We start from the raw sequence: 19884 nt of genomic DNA on the forward strand, positions 1-19884 counted from the left end.
TCGATTTGTACTATTGAGATTTTAGGGATAGTGCTTGTCTCAGAGACTCCCGCCAATGTGGCAGTTCAACTTCCAGTTCATTTATCAATCGGCTCTTATCTAGGACACTGTATGCTGGCCTTTCAGCCGGTGTTGGATAGTCTTCAGTTCTAATTGCATCAATGGAAAGCTCTTTATCGGAAGGAATAAGGCCAAATTTCTTACTTTCTTCGAATATTGCTACTGCAAAATCATACCAACTTGCCACTCCCAGATCGGTGCAATGAAAAATACCTTTTACACTATTTTGCTCGGCTAATATGAATAGAACCTTAGCAAGAGTTCCAGTCCATGTTGGTGTGCCTATCTGATCTGCAACTACACCTAATATCTTCCTGTCAGACATTAGTCTAAGCATCGTACTAACAAAGTTATTACCATGGGCAGAATAAACCCAAGCAGTACGTACTATTACCGCTTCTGGTAGTACATTCTGAACGGCAACTTCAGCTTCCGCTTTACTAGCGCCATATACCCCCAATGGATTCAACTTATTTGTTACCAAATAAGGGGATGACTTTTTCCCATCAAAAACGAAATCAGTAGATATGTGGATAAGTCTAATACTAAGTCTCTTGCATACCTCAGCTAGGTTTGATGCACCAATTGCATTAACAGAAAAAGCTAGGTCTTGCTCTTTTTCAGCTTTATCTACAGCCGTATAAGCTGCTGCATTAATAATTAAATTTGGGCGATACTTCTCTACTACCGATTCAACGGTGGACCGATCAGTAATATCAAGCTCTTCACGAGATAAGCCTATCAACTCATACTCCACAGGACATAGACGCTGAAGTTCACGTCCAAGCTGACCGTTTTTGCCAGTTACTAGAATTTTCATAGATACGCCAACCGATTGCCTATAGTAACGATACACATGGCTTATATACGCAGCATTGCAAAGCAATTAATTTATAAATTACGAGGAGACCTTGTATAAGAATTTAACTACAACTTCAGAAATATACTGTTATCGTTTGTTATGCAAAGTAGTCGGCATCCCGAAAGTGCCTACCTTCAGCATCTTTCCTTGAGAGTATGGGGGGACGCCCATCTTCGATCGGCCAGCTTATATTTAGGTCCAGATCATTCCACAATATCGACTGCTCATAGCTTGGAGCGTAATAATCTGTACATTTATATACAAATTCAGCCGATTCACTTGTAACATAAAACCCGTGCGCGAATCCCTCTGGTATCCATAGTTGCCGTTTGTTCTCAGCTGACAAATAGACACCGACCCAGCTGCCGAAAGTTGGTGAGCTTTTGCGTAGGTCTACGGCAACATCAAAGACCTCTCCTTGTACCACTCGCACAAGTTTTCCTTGAGTTTGCTCTGTTTGATAGTGCAGACCGCGTAAAATACCCCTGGAAGATTTACTATGATTATCTTGTACAAATACACTATTTGCACATTTATCCAAAAATACATCATCACGAAATGACTCAAAGAAAAATCCTCTTTCATCACCAAAGATCTTTGGTTCGATGATTTTTACATCGGGTATATCTGTTTCAATAATATTCATAAGGTCTAAATGTCTACAACTGCCAAGACCAAGCTCTATCAAGCTCAAGCTAAAAACTGTAAGAAGTGGAGCCGTCCATCCTTAGACGATACCCTGGTTAAACTTCAAATAACCAATATATGTTATCGCTTACTTAAAGATTTGAAGCATACCTGCGCTCACTTAAAGATGATATTTCGCCATTTTCAATTAGCAATTGCATTAAGTACTTACCATATCCACTTTTCATAAGTGGCTGTATTTGAGCTTCCAGTTCTTGAGCACTAATAAAGCCTTTGCGATAAGCGACCTCTTCAGGGCAAGCTATTTTCTGCCCTTGTCGGCGCTCAATCGTCTGAACAAATTGCGCTGCATCCAAAAGGTTGTCATGGGTACCTGTATCCAGCCAGGCGCTACCTCGACCAAGGTGCTCTACATCTAGCTGCCCCTGCTCTAAATACACCTTATTGATATCAGTAATTTCCAGCTCTCCACGACTACTAGGTTTGACTTCTTTAGCAATGTCACAGACTTGGCTGTCATAGAAGTACAATCCCGTTACAGCATAGTTTGACTTGGGTGCTTCGGGCTTTTCCTCTAGGCTGACTGCTTTTCCTTCAGTATCGAACTCCACAACACCATATGCTTTAGGGTCTGCAACACGATAACCAAAGACAGTAGCACCATTGTCTCTTTTATCCGCCTGCTGAAGAATTCGGCTAAAGTTATGTGCGTAAAAAATATTATCGCCCAGAACCAGTGCACTATTACTATCGCCTACATGATCACGACCAATTAAAAATGCTTGGGCCAAGCCGTCTGGAGACGGCTGCACCGCATAAGAAATGTTTAATCCCCACTGTGCGCCATCTTCAAGCAGACGCCGGTACAAACATTGCTCATCTGGTGTTGTAATAATCAGAATGTCCTTGATTCCTGCCAACATAAGGGTAGTTAGGGGGTAATAGATCATCGGTTTGTCATAAACAGCCATTAACTGCTTCCCGACACCCTTTGTTAAGGGATATAAGCGTGTACCAGAACCTCCAGCCAAGATAATTCCCTTCCGATCAGAAGACCCCTTCACAGTTTTTCCCCCAACGTTGAATCAATATTCATTTATTAATCACATCAAACAAAAAGATGTCGATGCAAAAATACAGGATTTATAGACTTAAGAGTCCAGGAAAGTTATCAAACTTTATAATGACAAATTCGAAGTGAATAATTACATACAACACTTTAAATCGGTATGGTGTAAGACTTACAGCTTATAACAGCCAGTAAGGAAACCAACCATACCGATTTATATCGTGCAATATGGGAGCCAATCTTAAAAAAGTTTACAACCTATCAGTACCAAATTAGAAAGATAGAACTGCGGCGGTTCCAACAGCTATACGGTAGAGTATTTCTGTTACATCTTTGGTTACTTGTAATTCACTGGAATGAATTTTTGGCATAATCATAATTTCATCTCCAGGGCGTAATCTATCCCCCAAACGATTATCAAAATCACTATCTTCTATACGATTAATCGTTCCATCGAGATGTAGAATCACCAACTCTTTACGGTTTGCATTATTGGCGAATCCACCGGCCAATTCTATATAGTCCTCCAAAGTCCGCTTCTTGCTGAAGACCAGGGAAGTTGGGAAAATTACCTCTCCCACGATTGACACAGTTGATGATTTCAAAGGCACAATCAGCTCATCACCATCTTCAAGCAGCATTTCTGCTGCGTTTGGGTTGTTCGCAATAACAACCTGGCCTCTGGGTTCGGCCTTTCGCGCCTGCTCGATAAAGTTCTGAATCATCATGGCGTTGTCTTTTTGCGCAGACTTTTCCAGGTCAGTATTGGGCTGGCGAGTTAGAACTTCCATCTGAAGCGCATCTAAAGAACGATCAAGAGCAGCCCGCTGGCGATCAGCGACACTCTTTCTATACAGCTGTATAGAGTTTCTATCTGCATTATCGCGAAAACTCAATTGACTAAGTAATTCGTCAAGAGTTGCACCATAGGGCAGTACGTAAGTTGCAGGCCCATCCAACTCACCGGATACCCGGATTGAAATAGACTCAATATCGTTATCGCGTACCAATTCTATATGCGCTCCCGGATAGAGGCGTGTGGTCATTGCACTTGCAAGTGGCATATAGTCGGCTTGCTGAAGACCCTCAATTACCTGAGTAATTCGTGCAAAGTTCGCCTGAGGGTCAGGTTTTGTTACGAGAAGCATCTCACCCAGTTGGGTGTAGGGTCCTATAAACTCCATCTGTGCAGCTTGCTGCACCGCTCCTTCAACTGTTACCGAACCATTACGAGCACCAACGACTACAACATCGCCATTGCGAAGTTGTAAAGCAGGCATAATTCCATCCACCAGGAAGCTATACAAGTTTACCTTTTGTATTTCCTCTCCCTGACGCATTACTTTGATATCAACAAAGCTGCCACTTTGCTCATCGATACCTCCAGCACTATCCAAATAGTAAAGGATCGAGTCTGAGCTAAAGCCGTTATAGAGACCAGGGTTCTCCACAAAGCCTGTTACAAAGACTTTAACCGGCTGGCTCGCCTCCAAGTTGGCATACGCTTGCACATTATTCTTGAATACTCGCTTTACATGACGCAGAACGAAGTCATTCAATGCGCCATTCTTTACTCCAGCAACATGAACTGGGCCAACCTCGGGGACAAAAATATTGCCTTTCGGGTCTACCGGTAACGTCGCACTAAAGCTATAGGCACCCCAGAGCTGTAGATTAACCTGGTCGCCAATCGATATTCTATAGTCGGGATTAAATCCACTAAATGGCTGATCTTTAAATGCTCCCTGAAACAGTGATTCCCCAAAAACGGGTATACTTGTCTCAGGTATTTCTGTTGAGGCAACCTCATCAATTAATTGTGTTTCCAATGCTCCGGCCTGAATACTGGACAGTGAAACCAACAATCCTACACCTAAACTAAAGCGCTTTATTTTTTCAGTAATCATTTGCTTGTTCTTTGTAAATTGATATTTACTCTGTCAGCGACATCAAAAATTCACCGACACTATTCTGTCTTGCAGCCTTTTGTCTGGCGCTACATCCTATGATCCCGAATAGTCACAACTAGCATCTTTCCTATTCCATAAAGCATTAGCAGAATAATTCCCAAGCTGGCTAGGTTATAGAGCTTGTGCGGATACTCTGCTTTCTCTGCTAACGATGGCTGGGTTACCACCATCAAGTGCTTAAGTTTACCTGACGCTTCCATACGAGCAGTTTCTAATGCTTTTAAAGAAGCTGCATAGGCATCGGTTGCAAATTGCAAATCGAGTTCAAGATTCTGGAAATGAGCACCAAGAAAATTAAGCCGTTGCTCTCCTTCTTCTTCCCCTATCCCCACTAGGCGTACCTTTTCTATCTCAATTTGGTTTTCTAACGCATCGATGTCTGCCTGCATGGAGACCACTTGTGATGAATCAGCATTTAGATAGGATTTTGCTGCAGTCAGATTTGCTCGTTGCTCAGCCAATCGCGCCTCTAGCCCTTGAATAATGGTACTGATACCTTTTGTAAGTTCTTCGGGACTTACAACTTTATGACTATTCTGGAAGTCAAGAATTTCTTGCTTAGTACTGCGTAACTTAGCTTGTGCCAAATCAACTTCACTCTTTACAAAAGCCACTTGCTTATCTGCAAGCTGATTGCTGATCTCGTTAACAAAATCTTCTGACTTTTGAATAACTGTCTCAACCAATCTTTTAGCAAAAGCCGGGTCGAATGCCTGCATTTCTATAGTAATAATTCCGGTAGCTTCATTATGGATAACACCAATATGATCACGATAGTATTTCAGGTAGTCCTCCTGAGTAGCATCTGAAGCCAAGCGCGAAAAGATATCGTGGCTAGTACTTCTGTAATAATCAGCCAAATGTAACGTTTCATCCAAATACAGGGCCATATCCAATGACTGGATATAGTTCACCACTAAAAACGCATCCTGATTATCTGCTGACATCCCTGGAATTAAAAAACCTAATGCGGGTGATGCAGCCTGTGAGGAAACACTATCTTTTACGATTAATTGGGTATTGCTTACATAACGCTCAGAAACCCAAAATAGGTAATATCCTGCCATTAGAATAAGGGGAAATATGACTAACAGGCCGAGACCTCTGGAATGATAGATTTTTTTGAATAGTTTCCCTTTCCCTTCATTCTCATTGTTGCCGGTTAATTTGATAAATAGTTTTTTTGTTTTATATAGAAAACTATTTGATCCTCCCCCTGCTAGCTCAAGGTCTTTTTTTTGCTCTTCAATGACTGGTTCTTTGGCTTCCATAATCGACTCTTATGCACTCACTGCCGGCTTAGCTGCGCCACTTTCGGATTGCGGTTTTTTCACTGGTTTTTCGCCCTTGTATAGATCAATAGCCTCATCTACGGTATCAAAAATTCTGAGGCCATTTGAATCAAGGTAAATTCCTACATCACAGTTTTTCTTAAGCATCCCCATTGCATGGGCAACGATAACAAAAGAAGAGTTCTTACGCTTTTCGGCAATAACTTCTTCACATTTCTTTTTAAAGTGAGCATCACCAACAGACATCACTTCATCGACTAAATAAATATCAAAATCTACGCCGATACTTAAACCAAAGGCCAAACGCGAACGCATACCAGATGAATAGCTCTTTACGGGTGCATCAAAGTAATTGCCAATCTCGGCAAAATCCTGAACCCTATCCATCAACTTCCGCTGGGTAGCTCCCCAGATACCGTGGATACCGCAAATAAAGGCCACATTTTCGCGGCCAGTCATGCTTCCTTGAAATCCTCCAGATAATCCCATGGGCCAGGAAATTCTCTGATCCGTGACTACCCGCCCATAATCTGGATAATCAATACCACCCATAATCCGCAGTAAAGTTGTTTTCCCAGCTCCATTACGCCCTAGGATGCCAATATTTTTTCCCTCAGGGAAATTTGCACTTACATCCCTAAAGAGAACCTTTCTTCCATGGGGAGTTCGAAAAGATTTGGTTAGTTTTTCTAGTCTAATCATTGGCTTCTTACCAAATCCCGCCAATTGGCCCGGTAACACAACAGACCAAAAGCCAACATCGAAATTGAAGCACCCCCTAAGTACTGCAGGCTTCCAAATATTCCATGGTAGTTTTTGAATAGCCCCTCACGTGTCAACTCAATCACATGCAGTATTGGATTCCACGCTAGGTAGACATGGTATTCTTGAGGAACTTGCTCCAGAGAAAAGAATACTCCAGACATAAAATACAAAGGTCGTATTAGCATTGGTGACAGCTTTGCAAGCTCAGGGAATTTTACCCCAACAACACAGAGAGCCAGGCTCAAGCCTAAGCAAAAGCAGAAGAAAAATATATTTACTATCACTAGGAACAAAAAATTATTGAATGGGCTTGTGACGCCAAACCAAGCAAACACAATTATTAAGGTAATAATTGTTGCTAGATAGATAGCAAATTCAAGGAGCACCCGTGTAAGTACAGCATCGAAGGGCCTTAGCTGGCGATAATTAAAGAGCCCTCGATTCGATTCCACTGCTGCCAACCCCTTTTGAAAACAGTGAGTGAAAAATAGGAATGGGGCAATTCCTCCTAGCATAAATAGCGGAGTTGGAACGCCGGGATAGAATGTATCCTTCAGGAAACTAAAGACTGCAACCAAGACCATAATATGCAGTACTGGTTCGAGAAGCATCCAGGCATATCCCAGTCGCCACTTGCCAAAGCGAGTTTTCATCTCGCGCACTAGCAATGCGTAAATGACGTCACGCTGAATTTGCCAGACGGAGCGTTGAACTGATGGATGCATAGCGATTACTTTCTTGGCAATCTGTGAACCAGTCGTTACCCAATCTTGGGTTAAAACTGAGACAATTAATTCAAATAATGTCGAGGCATTCTTGAAGCCAAAATGCCTTCGTTTATTGGGTCGCCTCTATCAAGATTCGACGCCTCCACTCTGAACCGCTAAGCTTAATTCGAGCTCAATACACCGCAAAATGGACGCGGAATCCTATCGCAGCGTCTCTTCTTCGTCATTTTTTAATTAATTACGTGCCATTACGTTCGTCCCAACAGTCTAGCTCAAAGCTCCCTATAGTGAACGATACGCTCTGCTAGATGATCACCAATGATGATTATCAATTTCTCTATGAATAAGCAGGCGACATCACCAGAATACATATTAGTCGCGGACAACAATGCTATCACTCACGTATTTTTCGAATGTGAATGCACAAACAGTTACTGGGAGAAACAGACGCAAAAAGACATCAAAGAAGTACTTAATGCCATACCTGGTTTAATTACTGAGATCCTCTACTGAATAACAAATAACCAGCTTCAAGTTTCTGGTACACAATCCTTTGCAGGCTTACTCAATAGTTCTGAGCAAAATCTACGCCAAGATAGATTTAGATAGGAAGCTTAAGGTATTAGAGAAGAAATTATTTGAGCCCTCGAAGTAGAAGCTGCAAACATTTAGCCTAATCTTTACCATAATAATTTATACTATCGTACAATATAGCTAAACCATTCTTTATAGCCATAGGCTAGTAAGACACCGAGATTCTCAGTGATAGAGAATAGTTAACTACCAAGTACTACAACTACTTCTGCACTTGTGTACCACTTTGTTTTAGGAACGGTAAGATTCACCTCAGGGAGAGAATAAGGCTTTTTTAGAATCCTTCCACTCGTATCCCAAATCCTGCCCTCACAGAGATCGACAAAATGTGCAAATTTATGGATATGGCTAGCATTCATCCACTCTCCATAAGGCTCATGATTAGGCTCTACAAAATCTACTGAACAGCCACGATTAGGGGCATAGGGGTAAAACACAAAGAAATTTTCACTCCCCGAGCGCCATACGTTATCACTGCCCTCAGGCTGAGAGCTACCCAGAGAGCTAGGATCTTGTAATGACCCTAAGTACTCATTAATGAGTAATTTATCTCTGTCAGTTCGCCGATAAACAGAGAAATAGCCATACTCTCTGTATTCACCTTTCTTCATGTCTGACAAATCAAACGCATAGGTAGAATCATTCTCAGCTCGATTATTAATACCAAAGCTAAGGAAAAAGGGCATACCGTAAAATACAGTCCCCAAAAATAATAAAACTCCCATGCAAGCCCATAGCAGTATTACTTTCAATTGATTCATTGTCTGCCCCTCAACTACATATTCTCTGCTACCTCATTTTGCCTACCGGTTCAATTATGGGCAACATGGGCCACTATACCTAAGAGACCTATGCAATCAAAAAACTATCATTTTCTTTTTTTCGGCTAGGCCGAAATCAGAAACTCTAACTCTCGTGAGGATTTAGTCGGTATTATTTGTATCATGTCATAATTAGCCAATCCTTCACGATAGAATGGATCTTGTTTAAGTATCTGATCTAACGAGGACCGACTATCTATGGTCACTAGGATTACCCCACCTGTGCGAGGTTCCTTACGACCAGAAAGCTGAAAATACCCGAGATCGTAGTACTTATTCAAGAATTCAATATGCTCTGAAATAAACTTATCCACTTCCTCAAGGGGCTTTATGTAGGTAAGAGATACTATGAACATGCTGATCAACCTCTATTTGAAACTCAAAATATCAGAAGTAGAGATGAGAGATTTATCTCCATTTAGCTTCTTATAAACATCGATTACCAATCTATAACTCTGGACTTCATTTAGACCACTATTGTACCTTCAGGAAAGCTGAAAATTCGGACAAAAATCTCGGTATTGATGCCGAATAAAGAGGAGTCTCTCTAGATAGTATTGCCTTAAGGAAAAAACCAAAACAAAGTATAATAAGACCTAGAATTATTAAGTAACTGGTTGACAGCTTTCTATTTATCTACTATTCAAAATCCAACTTTAAAAATAGAAATTATTTGTATAATAGTGAATATATAGGTTTTGATTTAACCAGTATTATTAGTTCGGTTAATCTCCAGCATACCTTGCGCAGGCTGGCATAAATAAGCCAAAGTATTCATCCGTTATTAAATTTAGGATTATACGAATAAATATTATCGGCAGAGAATCATAAAAGCTTCACCTCTTGCTCCACCCACACCTCCACCTCCACCTACAACCTTCCATCCCTCTGGCACTTTGACAGTTTTCTCCGGAACTTCCCCTTTGTTTAATGACCTTCCAGATATATTCCATAAAGTAGCAGCAAAGCACTCATTTAACTGCTCATCTAATGGTTCTTTATTCTCCTCAGAATCAGCTTCAGCCAAAGCAGTTAGAGCGCCAAGATAAACTACTAATCCAAGTAGTCCAGAGAATAAGATGCTGTGCTTTTTCATTGACTTCCTTTTAGTACTAAATTTTAAATTTCGTATTTATCCATCCGTTGAGATAGGAACATATAGCCGAATAAAAAGTCAACAAATACTCCTTTTTTTTATTTTAGATTGATCCACTTTTTCTCTATCTAACCAGTCGAAAGGTTTCTAAAGTGGAAGATAGATGCTGGGAACTAATTTTTTCCTTATATTGATACGATCAATAACTATCGAAAAGGTGATCTAAGAGAGTTTTCAAATAGCTCATATGTAGCAGAAACCACATCTAAAGTACCCTCTCATAATATTCGATATGCATGCAACAGCTCTTGCGTAATGTTAGAAATTTTTTCTAATAGAGAATAGCTCATAATATTTCTTTCAGGCGTCCTCAAATCACAAGTAAATATGACCTTATAAGTGTTCACTCCAATATTAAGAAATCAGGGAAATCTGAAAACAGTAGAATAAAATTGCTAATAGAGGACTGCCATATTTAGCCTTTTTTAAAATTCAAGAATCATGAATGTTGCGAAACGATAAATAACGAATTCACTTAATGAGCTTCTTGTAAGTTTCTCATCTTCACTAGTAAAAAATACAGTCATATATGACGCTTGAGTATTTTTTAAACAGCAAGCAAGGTCTGGTTGTGGCATCATATTCAACTACGTAAATTAATTTTCAGCCTATGGAAACGATGTAATGTGTAAAAAGTTATCCATTAAAACTAGCCTTACCATCCTAGCGTCCGCAATTACTTTGATGGGATGTACAAGTGCCCAGGAAAAAGAAGCGATGCAGAAGATAGTATTTTCTATACGCTGAGGCTATAGAAGGATGCGTACTAGTAGAAGATGTAACATGCAAAACAATCAGGGTTAACCAGGGAGATGTTTGTACTTCTTGGTTACAAAAAAGGGCTGTGCGAAGAGGTGGAACCCATGTGGTTAAGGCTTCTTCAATGGCGCAATTTGGCGATATCTATATGCCTAACGGAGTATCGGCAGGTAAGGCTGTAACAGGCACGCATATCCCAGCGAAAATCTATAACTGTAGTGCTGCCAGCAAATAAGCGCTAACATCCCCAGGGAGCAAGTCACATTATCACTTGCTCCCCGGCAGTATTCTTTAACATTCCGATCAACTCAAACTATAAATTCTTGCTTACCCCAATTTTAAGCTACTCCTTGAAAAAAAGCCCTAAAGAAGAGAGAATTTCTAGAATTTATTTTTTTCTTCGCCACTAGATAATTGCAGCAACTTTAATGAAATATAGATAGTATGACTTATCATACAACGGTTATCGACTCACTAAGACACCGCGATCCAAGTCTCTGCTTCCCCATCGATTACAGCGATCAACTGATTGTTACTGAATGGAGCTAATTCCAGCTCATCTGAATATTTGGAAATAACAAGTTCAGCAGCATCCTTAAACGGTTGGTTTCCATAGTGAGGTAAGGGATAGAAGTGCACAAGATTTAACCCTTCATAAGACTCTAGATTCTTCGCTGCATCGGGGTTATCCATCTCCTGAATATACGCGATATTCGGCGAGAGGATTACAGTACCTGCCGACTCACCTATATAGGGCTTACCCAGCCTAATCTGCTCCAACAAGATTTTGTCTGCCCCACTTCGCCTAAGTTCTTGAAGTAGGAAATAGGTGTTACCACCAGTTACATAGATATACTCATTGTTTTGCAGCTTATCTTTAATCTCATCCACTGAAGCCTTAGACACTTCCAATTCATCTACAATAAGACCTAACTGCTCCAGTTCCTTCTTAGCATCTTCCACATAAAAAGTGATCTCTTCGGGAATGCTTGCAGTAGGGATGAATGTAACCCTCTTACCTTCAAGCCGCTTATCAAAACTCGCGATCGCGCTCGCGACCTCAGCAAAATACGAAGTCAAAAATAGCTTGGCCATATATTTTAATCCTTTAAAGTACTTAATTAATCAATTACTTGATATCGATATAGTTTACTCGAGATGTGAACAGGTCAATAAAGATGTATCACATTATCCGATTATGTATGGAGGGCCCAATATTATTTTTTTATTATCTCGCAGCAAAATCATCAATTACCGATTCCACCTTGAAAGTGGTCAACTTTGTCACTAAATCCAATAATAAATGGCGAAGCTTCTCCCCCCTGATTTTTACAAGAATGTTTATATCAGGCTGGTTTGACTATGAATTTCAACAATATTTATAAGCAGCTAAAGCCAAGTTTAAAGTATGATCTAAGTGGAACTAACAGGTAACCAAAATCACTTCTTTATCATTCACTATCTTGGCATCTCTCATAGAACCAGAAGCACAAGCAAGCAAAATCTGTAAGATCCATATTACATAAAGATTCGGCAGCTTAACTTTTGTACCATTTACCTAATGGTAGGAGCCAATTAGCATACGCAAAATGGAAGGGGAGATAAGTCGCTCCAGAGGCTGCGGCTCTTACTGCCCTTGTTTATGATGCATTTTTCGTACACGATCTTTCGGAGTAAGCACTCTTGCTCCCGAATCTACCTGAATCCCACCAGTGGTATCTAACCATTTAGCAAAAAACGAATATATTTTGGTATAGCCTTCCCAGCCTTTAAAGTAGCCGAAAATCGCAGCCACGATATAAACCACAAACAAAGTACAAAAGAATATGGCTTCACGGTCAGGAAAAAACAGCTCTCCCATACCTTCTTTGGGGTTTACCCCCCGGGCGAACCCCATAATTAAAATCACATTAGAAAAAAGCAGAAGAGTTACCGGGATACAGCCTAGCATTATCCCTCGAGCAATTTTCTCCGGTTTTGTTGGCTGATACATGTATTGCACCGATGATTAAAATCGATTGACTGGAAGGCAAGGCGTGATAGGAATTTTAGGCAAAAAAAAGGGCCTAAAAGGCCCTTTTTTTATTTTTGCGAGTTCTGGATAAGAGATTTTCCATCTCTTCTCGCACCCTTTAATAGACAAGGGAAATTTGGTGGAGCTAAGCGGGATCGAACCGCTGACCTCAACACTGCCAGTGTTGCGCTCTCCCAGCTGAGCTATAGCCCCAAATTTTGTTGCCTGACGTTTCCGTCGAAAGCGGGGCGCATTTTAGCAAGGTTTAGGCGCCTGTCAACAGAAAAAATAACTTTTTAATCAATTAGTTAGCTGCTGACACCGCAGGCCCCCGGAGGCTGCCGCTTCCGGGGGCTCACCAACGCGAATCAGCCTTACTTGAGTCCAGCGTACTCTTTTTCCCAGCGCTTCAGCACCTTCTTCCCGGCACCGCCCAATACGTCGATCGCCTGGCGCAGGCGGGCGCGGCTGAGGTCGGGGCCCAGGAGCACCATGGCTTCCATCACGGAGAAGGACGCAGTGGTGCCGCTGATGGCGACAAACAGCGGGGCATTAAAGTCTTTCAGCTTGATTTCCATAGCCGTGGACAGGGCTTTCACTGCCTGGAAGATACTATCCTTGTCCCAAGCGCGCAGGGCTTCCAAGCGCCACAGGGCAAATTGAAGCAGCTTCTTCTGGTCATCCAGAGGCAGCTTGTTACCGCTGAAGCTGTCTTCGGTCAGGGGCAATTTGCCAGAGGCGAGGAAGCTAACCAGCGGTGCAAAGTCACCGAAGGTTTCCATGCGCTCTTTCGCCTGGGGCAGAACCTTAAGCAGGTTGTCCCGGTTAAACATCCACTCGGTGAGGCGATCGGCGAGTTGCTCGTTTTCCAGTTCGCGAATCCACAGGCCGTTCAACCAGGACAGCTTCTCTACATCGAATACCGGGCCGCCCAGGGAGACACGCTGAATATCGAAGTGCTCCAGCATCTCATCGAGGGAGAACTTCTCGCGCTCATCTGGCATGGACCAGCCCATACGGCCGAGGTAGTTAAGCAGTGCTTCGGGCATAAAGCCGGCGCGCTGATAATACAAGATAGAGGTGGGGTTCTTGCGCTTGGACAACTTGGTCTTGTCCGGATTACGCAGCAGCGGCAGGTGGCAGAGCACCGGCATTTCCCAACCAAAGTATTCGTACAGCAGTTTGTGCTTGGGTGCGGAGTTGATCCACTCCTCACCGCGCAGTACGTGGGTGATCTCCATCAGGTGATCATCCACCACGTTCGCCAAGTGGTAAGTAGGCATACCATCAGACTTGAGCAGAATTTGTGCGTCTACCTGGGCCCAGTCGATTTCAATAGTACCGCGTAGCAGATCTTCCACTACGCAGGTACCGCTTTCAGGCACATTCATACGCACTACATAAGGTGCTCCCGTAGCGCGTCGCTTTTCAACTTCCTCTTCCGGCAGAGCCAGGTCACTGGGCTTCAGTGAAGTGCGGCCCGCTTCACGCAACCCCTCACGGAGTTGCTCCAGTTCTTCCGCTGTTCGGTAGCAGTGGAAAGCATGCCCTTTTTGTACCAGCTCTTCGCAGTAAGTTTTGTAGATATCGCCACGCTCACTCTGGCGATAGGGGCCGTGGGGGCCGCCCACATCCGGTCCTTCCTGCCAATCCAGTCCGAGCCAACGCAGGCTGTCGAGAATGGCTTTCTCCGATTCCGGAGTACTACGCTGCTGGTCGGTATCTTCAATACGCAATACAAACTGGCCGCCTTGCGCTCGGGCAAAACACTGGTTAAAGAGGGCAATATAGGCAGTACCAACGTGGGGATCACCAGTTGGAGACGGTGCTATTCGGGTTCTTACGGTCATGATAAACCTGATTGATAAATGAAGGACTGGTTAAACCGCAGGATTATAGCGCTGGCCGGCCTCTTGGCACAGGCGGGGTTTTCTCCTCAATAAGAGAATTTACGCGCCATAAATTCATTATTACAGCCTATAGGCGTGACATGCATCACGAAAAAAGTATTATTGCCGCCACCAAGAAGGAATGGCTTGACTGACTTATTTCCCATATTTTGCAGGGGTTTCCGCGAGCCGCTTCTCCCTAAAAACGATAAATTAATCGCTCAGGACGGCATACCATGCAAAAAAATGTAGTTCGCACACTGTTTTCTGCTATTGCAGCAGGTACCCTTTTCAGCATTTCTGCCGCTTCAATGGCCGCTACTGATAGTGCAAGCAGTGATATCACCCTCTCTTTCACTCCCACAATTGAGATCACTCGTGTAGACAACCTCACGATTACCGATCCCACTTTGGGTACCGATGCCGTAGGCACCGAAGATTTCTGTGTGGGTGGCCTCGGGTTCTCCACCTATAGCATCACTTTCGACAGTAATGACTCAGTAAATGATACTGAGTTCACCCTCACTGACGGCACCAACAATGTCCCTTACAGTGTTGGTTTTGATAACAGCACCTCCGGTACTTTTACTACTGTTACCGAAGGCGATGCGCTGACAGGCCAAATCCGGAATATTGCTTCCTGTGGCTCCAGTGATAATGCGCGCTTCCAAATCACTGTGGCCAACAGCGATTGGGAAACTGCAACTGTGCTAAATGGCACCACCTATACCGATACCCTGCTGATCACTGTCGCCTCCGAGTAAGAGTAAAGAGTGGCTGGCCCTGCCAGCCATAGCTCAATATGGCAGGACGTCATCTGGAGCGCCTTGCGCTGGCTTTGTGTCTGGTGCAAGCCTCCTGCCCCGATGCCCTTGCAGCGACCGCAGCGACTTTCCTGCTGGAAACCTCTGCTCCTGAAGGGTTTGATGATCTCACCGAACCCCAGCAACTCGTGGTGGATCTCTACTACGGCGGCCGGGAAATTGGTGCTGCGCAAGTCACAATTGACCCGCGCTTTGTTCGCTTTAACTCTCCGTCTGAGGTACTCGAACTATTGCCCGAGGTTCGCGATACCGAGCGAATTATCTCCATCCTCGAACGACCGCAAACAAGAAACAGTCACCATGTATGCCGCTCAAACCGGCAAATTGGCTGCGGCTACTTAATGCCCTCGGAGTTTGCCGTTATTTACGATGAGCAGCTCTACCGGCTGGATCTTTTTTTCTCAAAAGAACTGTTGCCACAACAAGCGGCAATCAATGATCCCTATTTGCCGGAAGCGAGTTCTGACTTCTCTGTCGTACAAAACCTGAGCGGTTCCTGGAGTGGGGTTGAAAGTGATTGGGGCCCGGACAGCTATAGCGCTGCATTAAATGGCAACACCATAGTGAGCTTTGGTGAGAGCGCACTGCATTCACAATGGTCTGTGGCCTCAGAGCAGGACAGCCGGATCCATAATCTGTATTGGAGTCGGGATTTTCGGGGGCAAGCCTATTCGGCCGGCCTTTTACAACCCCAGGGAGGCTTTGGCTATTTCCGGCCTCAGGAAGCGATCTATGGCGTAGAGCTACGCACTTCCCAGCGCACCCGAACCGATATCAGTTATCAACAGGGAGCGCCGGTTGAAATTAATATGCCCGTGCGCGGTAGAGTCGAGGTATATCGGGATGAACGACTTATCCACACCGAACTACTGGAGGCCGGCAACCGCCTGTTAAATACCTCTACCCTACCCCACGGCGCCTACGATATTGAGGTGCGCACCTACGATGAAGCGGGGCGGGTATTAAGCCGGCATATCGAATTCTTTGCCAAGGATTCGCTATTGCCAGCCCCAGGCGAGTGGTTTTGGAGCTTGCAGGCAGGTTTGCCCACCCGCAGTTTTTGGGGCGACACTCTGCCGGACCACTACGAAGAAGGAATTGTTACTGCCTCTGTCGCACGCCGTTTAACGACCGGATTGGGTCTTTTTGTTTCTGGCGCCGCAACCGAGGAGCAGCAATTGTTGGAAATCGGCGGTCGCTGGATTGGCGAAGGCGTTGAAGTCTCCCCAAGCTTGGTGACATCCGGTGATGGACGCAGCGGATACCGATTGCAGGCATTACTTAAAATGCCCTACGGGACTTTTAGTGCAGTAAAAACTGAGCTGGATGCCAATACAACGCCGTTCAATAACGATAAATATACATTGCTGCCGGGCAGCTATTCCCAAACAAGTCTGAGTCTGCGCACAGCAGTATTGGGCGGACAGCTATCCCTAAGATTCAGCGAGCGGGACCAAAACCAACTCCCCGACAGCATCAACAACGGCGATTCACTGAGCAGTGCCCAGAAGTTAAAAACCCTTGAGTTCCGCCACCCCATTTTTAAGAGCACCCATTGGCTCAGCAACGCCACTCTGTCCCACAGTGATGCAGACGGCGAGCAATACACCAGTGTGGAGTTCCAGTTTCGAATGCGCTCCAAACACTGGCAACACACCGCTAATCTCTATAGCGACAACAGTGAACAAAGCACTAGCAACGAGCGATTTGCACTGCAAAGCCGCTGGTACGACCGGGATTTATGGGCGGCTGAATTTGAGCAGCAGCTTTCTGTGGAAGCATCCCCAGAAGCCAATTACCTGGAGGCCCGTACGCATTTAGCGGGACATCACGGATATTTGAATACTGCAGTTGGGCTTTACGATGATGATGAAGGCCGTGCGATCAACTACCTCGGAGGGTTCAGCACCAACCTAATTGCCACAAAAAATTCCCTCAATTGGGGCGGTGAGCAAAATCTCCAGAGCGCAGTTATCGTAAATATCGAAGGCAGTGAAGATAAAGATTTTGAAGTTTTGGTTAATGGCAGCCGCCGTGGATACGCCAAAGGCGGCACAACGTCAGTGATTAATTTACCGGCTTATCGCAGTTACGACCTTTCCCTCCGGCCCCTGGAAGAGGGCTTTTTCGATTACCGGGAAACCTCCGAAACCATTACCCTGTATCCGGGCAATGTGGGCGCCAGCAGTTACCAGATACTGCCACAAATCCTGGTACTGGGCCGATTAACCAGCCTTGGCCAGGGGCTGGCAAATACAGAAGTAATCATTGGCGAACACTCAGCGAAAACTGACCAATACGGCGTTTTCCAAATGGAATTCCACGGTGAACATAACACCATCCTAAATACAGAAGTTCGCTGGGGAAATTGTAAAGCCTCAATCGAGGCCACTTCATCAGGTGATAGCTGGCTCAACCTGGGAACCATAGAAGAGTCAGAGGCCAACTGCCAGACTGGGCAAATAGCAGAGGTAAGCCGTGTCCATAACTAAGAAGCTGCACAAATTTGGCCTAGTCTCTGCGCTGTTGATTCCGCTATTTAATATACCAGTACATGCCCAGGTAAATTGCTCCAGCAATAACGATTTGCGAGTTTGTGGCCTGGAAGATTCACACACTATTGATTACGAATCAGAACCTAAAGAAATTCAGTTCACTACCCGAAGCCTGCTGGGAAGCTGGACCCTGCGCTACGATGTAGAAGTGAGTCCGCTCAGTGGATCCACTTTCGCACTATTTGCGGACAGTGGTGAACAGCTGGATATTGATATTTCATTTCGAGCCAATAACGGCACCACGGAAACACTCAGCCCAGGAACTCAGTCCGCTACTTTTGCCGGCACCAGCGACGACGCAGATACTTATTTAGTGATCGAGCTGGACAGCAGCCAAATACCCTCTTCCAGCCGCTACTCCGCCAGCTTTGAGATGACACTGAATAATTATTTTATTATTTGGACTGCCGGCACCGAAACAGTTCAGTTTGACATTGTGCTGGACGTAGAGCCAAACATCGCCATTCGCAATCTGGGTGATATTGACCTCAGCAACAGTGGCACCCTGTTTGGACAGGCCATTGAGGGCAGTGAGGACTTTTGTGTTGGCGGTATAGGATTTAGCGGTTACACAGTAAACCTGTCCAGCGCCAATGGCAGCACCGGGGGATCAGGCAGCAGTGCCTATGAATTGGGGGGAAACAGTGAACAAATCCCCTACAGCGTTGCCTTCTCAGACAATCTGGCTGCAACTTCAGGCATTTCCCCAGATAGCCAGGGAGATATCTCCGGCAGCTTTAGCCGAACTTCGGATGAAAACTGCCTTTCTGATAATGCGCGAATTTATATTTCCATTGCGCCCTCAGACTGGGAAAACGCGGGCGAACCTCTCTACACCGATGCACTCACAGTAACGGTGAGCAGCCAATGAGCTAAATACAAAATAATCCTTTAATCCGCCCAGCCTGCTATAGGCAAGCAACCAATTCTAATTAGCCACTAAGAGGAAAACGAACCCGCTCACTCTGCTGCCCTCGTAGTAAAACTTCCAGCTCACCGCCAACGGGTTTACCCGTTACTTCGATACTGGTGCCAGCGTATAACCGACCGGTGGCCTCAAGTTTTTCACACTTCTCTTCAATCACACAATGACGTACTTCCACGACCTCTACATTAATATTCCCACTATTCGTGAGTCGGTAATTATCTCCTTCAGCCACTAAATCAATTTTATAAGCTCCTCCTTTTGGCTGCACAAATACCAACGCCTGATAAGCCACAAGGATTTTTAGTGCCGTTCTGTCACTCTTGATTTCACCTACAACGGGTTTAAAAGTCACCCGGTAGACTTTTTCCTCTTCAAGATCTCTATCCAAGGCCATTAAGCGAAAGCGCTTTCTCTCTCCGGGAGCCAAGACAGCTTTTGCCGGGCTGACAAGGAGTTTAAATTCATCAGGATTGATCACCCTGACTCGACTCTCATTATCATGGCCGGGGTTATCCACACGGAATATTTCAGTTTGGATATATAGCGCCTCATTATCTGGGTTGCTGACGAGAACATCATCCCGGGCGCTGGGAGTATCTTCCAGGTAAAGGACAATTTTATCCACAGACATAGCTGCCATTACTGGCTGGACGACAAAGAATAGCAGTGAAAGCAGTACTTTTTTCATAAAGAGCGGGTACTCTTAGAACTTCTTATAGTAAGCGCAATATCGGGCTGTTTTATCCACAAGTCAAATCGGAACCTAATGAGCCTCCCTTAAATCAACATCACCAGCCCCGCTAGTAAATAAGAGGCAATGCTGATTTGCCCTACACCGCCTGAAAAGTAAAACACTGCCAACGTAATAGATCATCCTGACGGGACATACCGCTAGCTAACTCAGTGGCGCGCTATCCATATCCATATGGGCAGTATGCAATCGATTCAGC

17 protein-coding genes and 1 tRNA gene are annotated in these 19884 nt (G+C 44.4%); 3 read left to right on the plus strand and 15 right to left on the minus strand.

What is annotated here, in order from left to right:
• Positions 1-10: 10 nt before the first annotated feature.
• From rfbD to gltX, 14 genes are all read right to left on the minus strand, one after another.
• On the minus strand, positions 11-880 hold the full coding sequence (gene rfbD / locus ACJJIW_RS02200) for a dTDP-4-dehydrorhamnose reductase (RefSeq protein WP_282934136.1): 870 nt from the start codon (positions 878-880) through the stop codon (positions 11-13).
• Positions 881-1019: 139 nt separating this feature from the next.
• A complete protein-coding gene (gene rfbC, locus ACJJIW_RS02205; RefSeq protein WP_282934137.1) occupies positions 1020-1568 on the minus strand; it encodes a dTDP-4-dehydrorhamnose 3,5-epimerase in 549 nt (182 codons plus the stop codon).
• A 133-nt stretch (positions 1569-1701) separates the two neighbouring features.
• A complete protein-coding gene (rfbA, locus tag ACJJIW_RS02210) occupies positions 1702-2634 on the minus strand; it encodes a glucose-1-phosphate thymidylyltransferase RfbA (RefSeq protein ID WP_444936608.1) in 933 nt (310 codons plus the stop codon).
• Positions 2635-2911: 277 nt separating this feature from the next.
• Positions 2912-4546: a polysaccharide biosynthesis/export family protein gene (locus tag ACJJIW_RS02215; RefSeq protein ID WP_444936609.1), complete on the minus strand. Its 1635-nt coding sequence runs from the start codon at positions 4544-4546 to the stop codon at positions 2912-2914.
• Positions 4547-4635: 89 nt separating this feature from the next.
• The gene (locus ACJJIW_RS02220) at positions 4636-5880 is read right to left on the minus strand and encodes a KpsE/RkpR family capsule polysaccharide export protein (RefSeq protein ID WP_282934140.1); all 1245 of its coding nucleotides are present in this window, start codon (positions 5878-5880) and stop codon (positions 4636-4638) included.
• Between the two features lie 9 nt (positions 5881-5889).
• Positions 5890-6603 (minus strand): ABC transporter ATP-binding protein, encoded by a 714-nt coding sequence (locus ACJJIW_RS02225; RefSeq protein ID WP_444936610.1) that lies wholly within the window; start codon positions 6601-6603, stop codon positions 5890-5892.
• Positions 6600-7391 (minus strand): ABC transporter permease, encoded by a 792-nt coding sequence (locus ACJJIW_RS02230; RefSeq protein WP_444892858.1) that lies wholly within the window; start codon positions 7389-7391, stop codon positions 6600-6602. Before ACJJIW_RS02230 ends, ACJJIW_RS02225 begins: the two co-directional genes overlap by 4 nt.
• A gap of 779 nt (positions 7392-8170) precedes the next feature.
• Entirely contained in the window at positions 8171-8749 is a 579-nt protein-coding gene (locus tag ACJJIW_RS02235) for a hypothetical protein (RefSeq protein WP_444936611.1), read from the minus strand.
• Positions 8750-8874: 125 nt separating this feature from the next.
• Positions 8875-9165, minus strand: a complete 291-nt coding sequence (locus ACJJIW_RS02240; RefSeq protein WP_282934144.1) for a YciI family protein — start codon at positions 9163-9165, stop codon at positions 8875-8877.
• 455 nt (positions 9166-9620) lie between these two features.
• Positions 9621-9905: a hypothetical protein gene (locus ACJJIW_RS02245; protein ID WP_444936612.1), complete on the minus strand. Its 285-nt coding sequence runs from the start codon at positions 9903-9905 to the stop codon at positions 9621-9623.
• A 1293-nt stretch (positions 9906-11198) separates the two neighbouring features.
• Positions 11199-11819 carry a Type 1 glutamine amidotransferase-like domain-containing protein gene (locus tag ACJJIW_RS02250; protein WP_282934147.1) on the minus strand — a complete coding sequence of 207 codons (621 nt, stop codon included), beginning with the start codon at positions 11817-11819 and terminating at the stop codon, positions 11199-11201.
• 532 nt (positions 11820-12351) lie between these two features.
• Positions 12352-12717 (minus strand): hypothetical protein, encoded by a 366-nt coding sequence (locus ACJJIW_RS02255; protein ID WP_444892854.1) that lies wholly within the window; start codon positions 12715-12717, stop codon positions 12352-12354.
• Positions 12718-12875: 158 nt separating this feature from the next.
• Positions 12876-12951, minus strand: a tRNA-Ala gene (locus ACJJIW_RS02260).
• Positions 12952-13112: 161 nt separating this feature from the next.
• A complete protein-coding gene (gene gltX / locus ACJJIW_RS02265) occupies positions 13113-14588 on the minus strand; it encodes a glutamate--tRNA ligase (protein ID WP_282934149.1) in 1476 nt (491 codons plus the stop codon).
• A 275-nt stretch (positions 14589-14863) separates the two neighbouring features.
• On the opposite strand from gltX, the gene ACJJIW_RS02270 reads away from it, so the two are divergent.
• From ACJJIW_RS02270 to ACJJIW_RS02280, 3 genes are read left to right on the plus strand one after another with little or no spacing between them, the layout of a single operon-like run.
• Positions 14864-15391 carry a hypothetical protein gene (locus ACJJIW_RS02270; protein WP_282934150.1) on the plus strand — a complete coding sequence of 176 codons (528 nt, stop codon included), beginning with the start codon at positions 14864-14866 and terminating at the stop codon, positions 15389-15391.
• Between the two features lie 38 nt (positions 15392-15429).
• Complete coding sequence (locus ACJJIW_RS02275; RefSeq protein ID WP_444936613.1) at positions 15430-17943, plus strand: TcfC E-set like domain-containing protein; 2514 nt, start codon at positions 15430-15432, stop codon at positions 17941-17943.
• Positions 17930-18877, plus strand: a complete 948-nt coding sequence (locus tag ACJJIW_RS02280; RefSeq protein ID WP_444936614.1) for a hypothetical protein — start codon at positions 17930-17932, stop codon at positions 18875-18877. Before ACJJIW_RS02275 ends, ACJJIW_RS02280 begins: the two co-directional genes overlap by 14 nt.
• Positions 18878-18938: 61 nt before the next feature.
• Here ACJJIW_RS02280 and ACJJIW_RS02285 read toward each other — a convergent pair whose 3' ends face one another.
• Positions 18939-19622: a fimbrial biogenesis chaperone gene (locus ACJJIW_RS02285; RefSeq protein ID WP_444936615.1), complete on the minus strand. Its 684-nt coding sequence runs from the start codon at positions 19620-19622 to the stop codon at positions 18939-18941.
• Positions 19623-19884: the final 262 nt, after the last annotated feature.

The organism is Microbulbifer maximicatervae (SeqCode), from assembly GCF_052467815.1.

Coding starts and splice junctions, on each gene's coding strand:
- rfbD (WP_282934136.1), bottom strand. CDS start 880: ATGAAAATTCTAGTAACTGGCAAAAACGGTCAGCTTGGACGTGAACTT.
- rfbC (WP_282934137.1), bottom strand. CDS start 1,568: ATGAATATTATTGAAACAGATATACCCGATGTAAAAATCATCGAACCA.
- ACJJIW_RS02215 (WP_444936609.1), bottom strand. CDS start 4,546: ATGATTACTGAAAAAATAAAGCGCTTTAGTTTAGGTGTAGGATTGTTG.
- ACJJIW_RS02220 (WP_282934140.1), bottom strand. CDS start 5,880: ATGGAAGCCAAAGAACCAGTCATTGAAGAGCAAAAAAAAGACCTTGAG.
- ACJJIW_RS02225 (WP_444936610.1), bottom strand. CDS start 6,603: ATGATTAGACTAGAAAAACTAACCAAATCTTTTCGAACTCCCCATGGA.
- ACJJIW_RS02230 (WP_444892858.1), bottom strand. CDS start 7,391: ATGCATCCATCAGTTCAACGCTCCGTCTGGCAAATTCAGCGTGACGTC.
- ACJJIW_RS02235 (WP_444936611.1), bottom strand. CDS start 8,749: ATGAATCAATTGAAAGTAATACTGCTATGGGCTTGCATGGGAGTTTTA.
- ACJJIW_RS02240 (WP_282934144.1), bottom strand. CDS start 9,165: ATGTTCATAGTATCTCTTACCTACATAAAGCCCCTTGAGGAAGTGGAT.
- ACJJIW_RS02245 (WP_444936612.1), bottom strand. CDS start 9,905: ATGAAAAAGCACAGCATCTTATTCTCTGGACTACTTGGATTAGTAGTT.
- ACJJIW_RS02250 (WP_282934147.1), bottom strand. CDS start 11,819: ATGGCCAAGCTATTTTTGACTTCGTATTTTGCTGAGGTCGCGAGCGCG.
- ACJJIW_RS02255 (WP_444892854.1), bottom strand. CDS start 12,717: ATGTATCAGCCAACAAAACCGGAGAAAATTGCTCGAGGGATAATGCTA.
- gltX (WP_282934149.1), bottom strand. CDS start 14,588: ATGACCGTAAGAACCCGAATAGCACCGTCTCCAACTGGTGATCCCCAC.
- ACJJIW_RS02270 (WP_282934150.1), top strand. CDS start 14,864: ATGCAAAAAAATGTAGTTCGCACACTGTTTTCTGCTATTGCAGCAGGT.
- ACJJIW_RS02275 (WP_444936613.1), top strand. CDS start 15,430: ATGGCAGGACGTCATCTGGAGCGCCTTGCGCTGGCTTTGTGTCTGGTG.
- ACJJIW_RS02285 (WP_444936615.1), bottom strand. CDS start 19,622: ATGAAAAAAGTACTGCTTTCACTGCTATTCTTTGTCGTCCAGCCAGTA.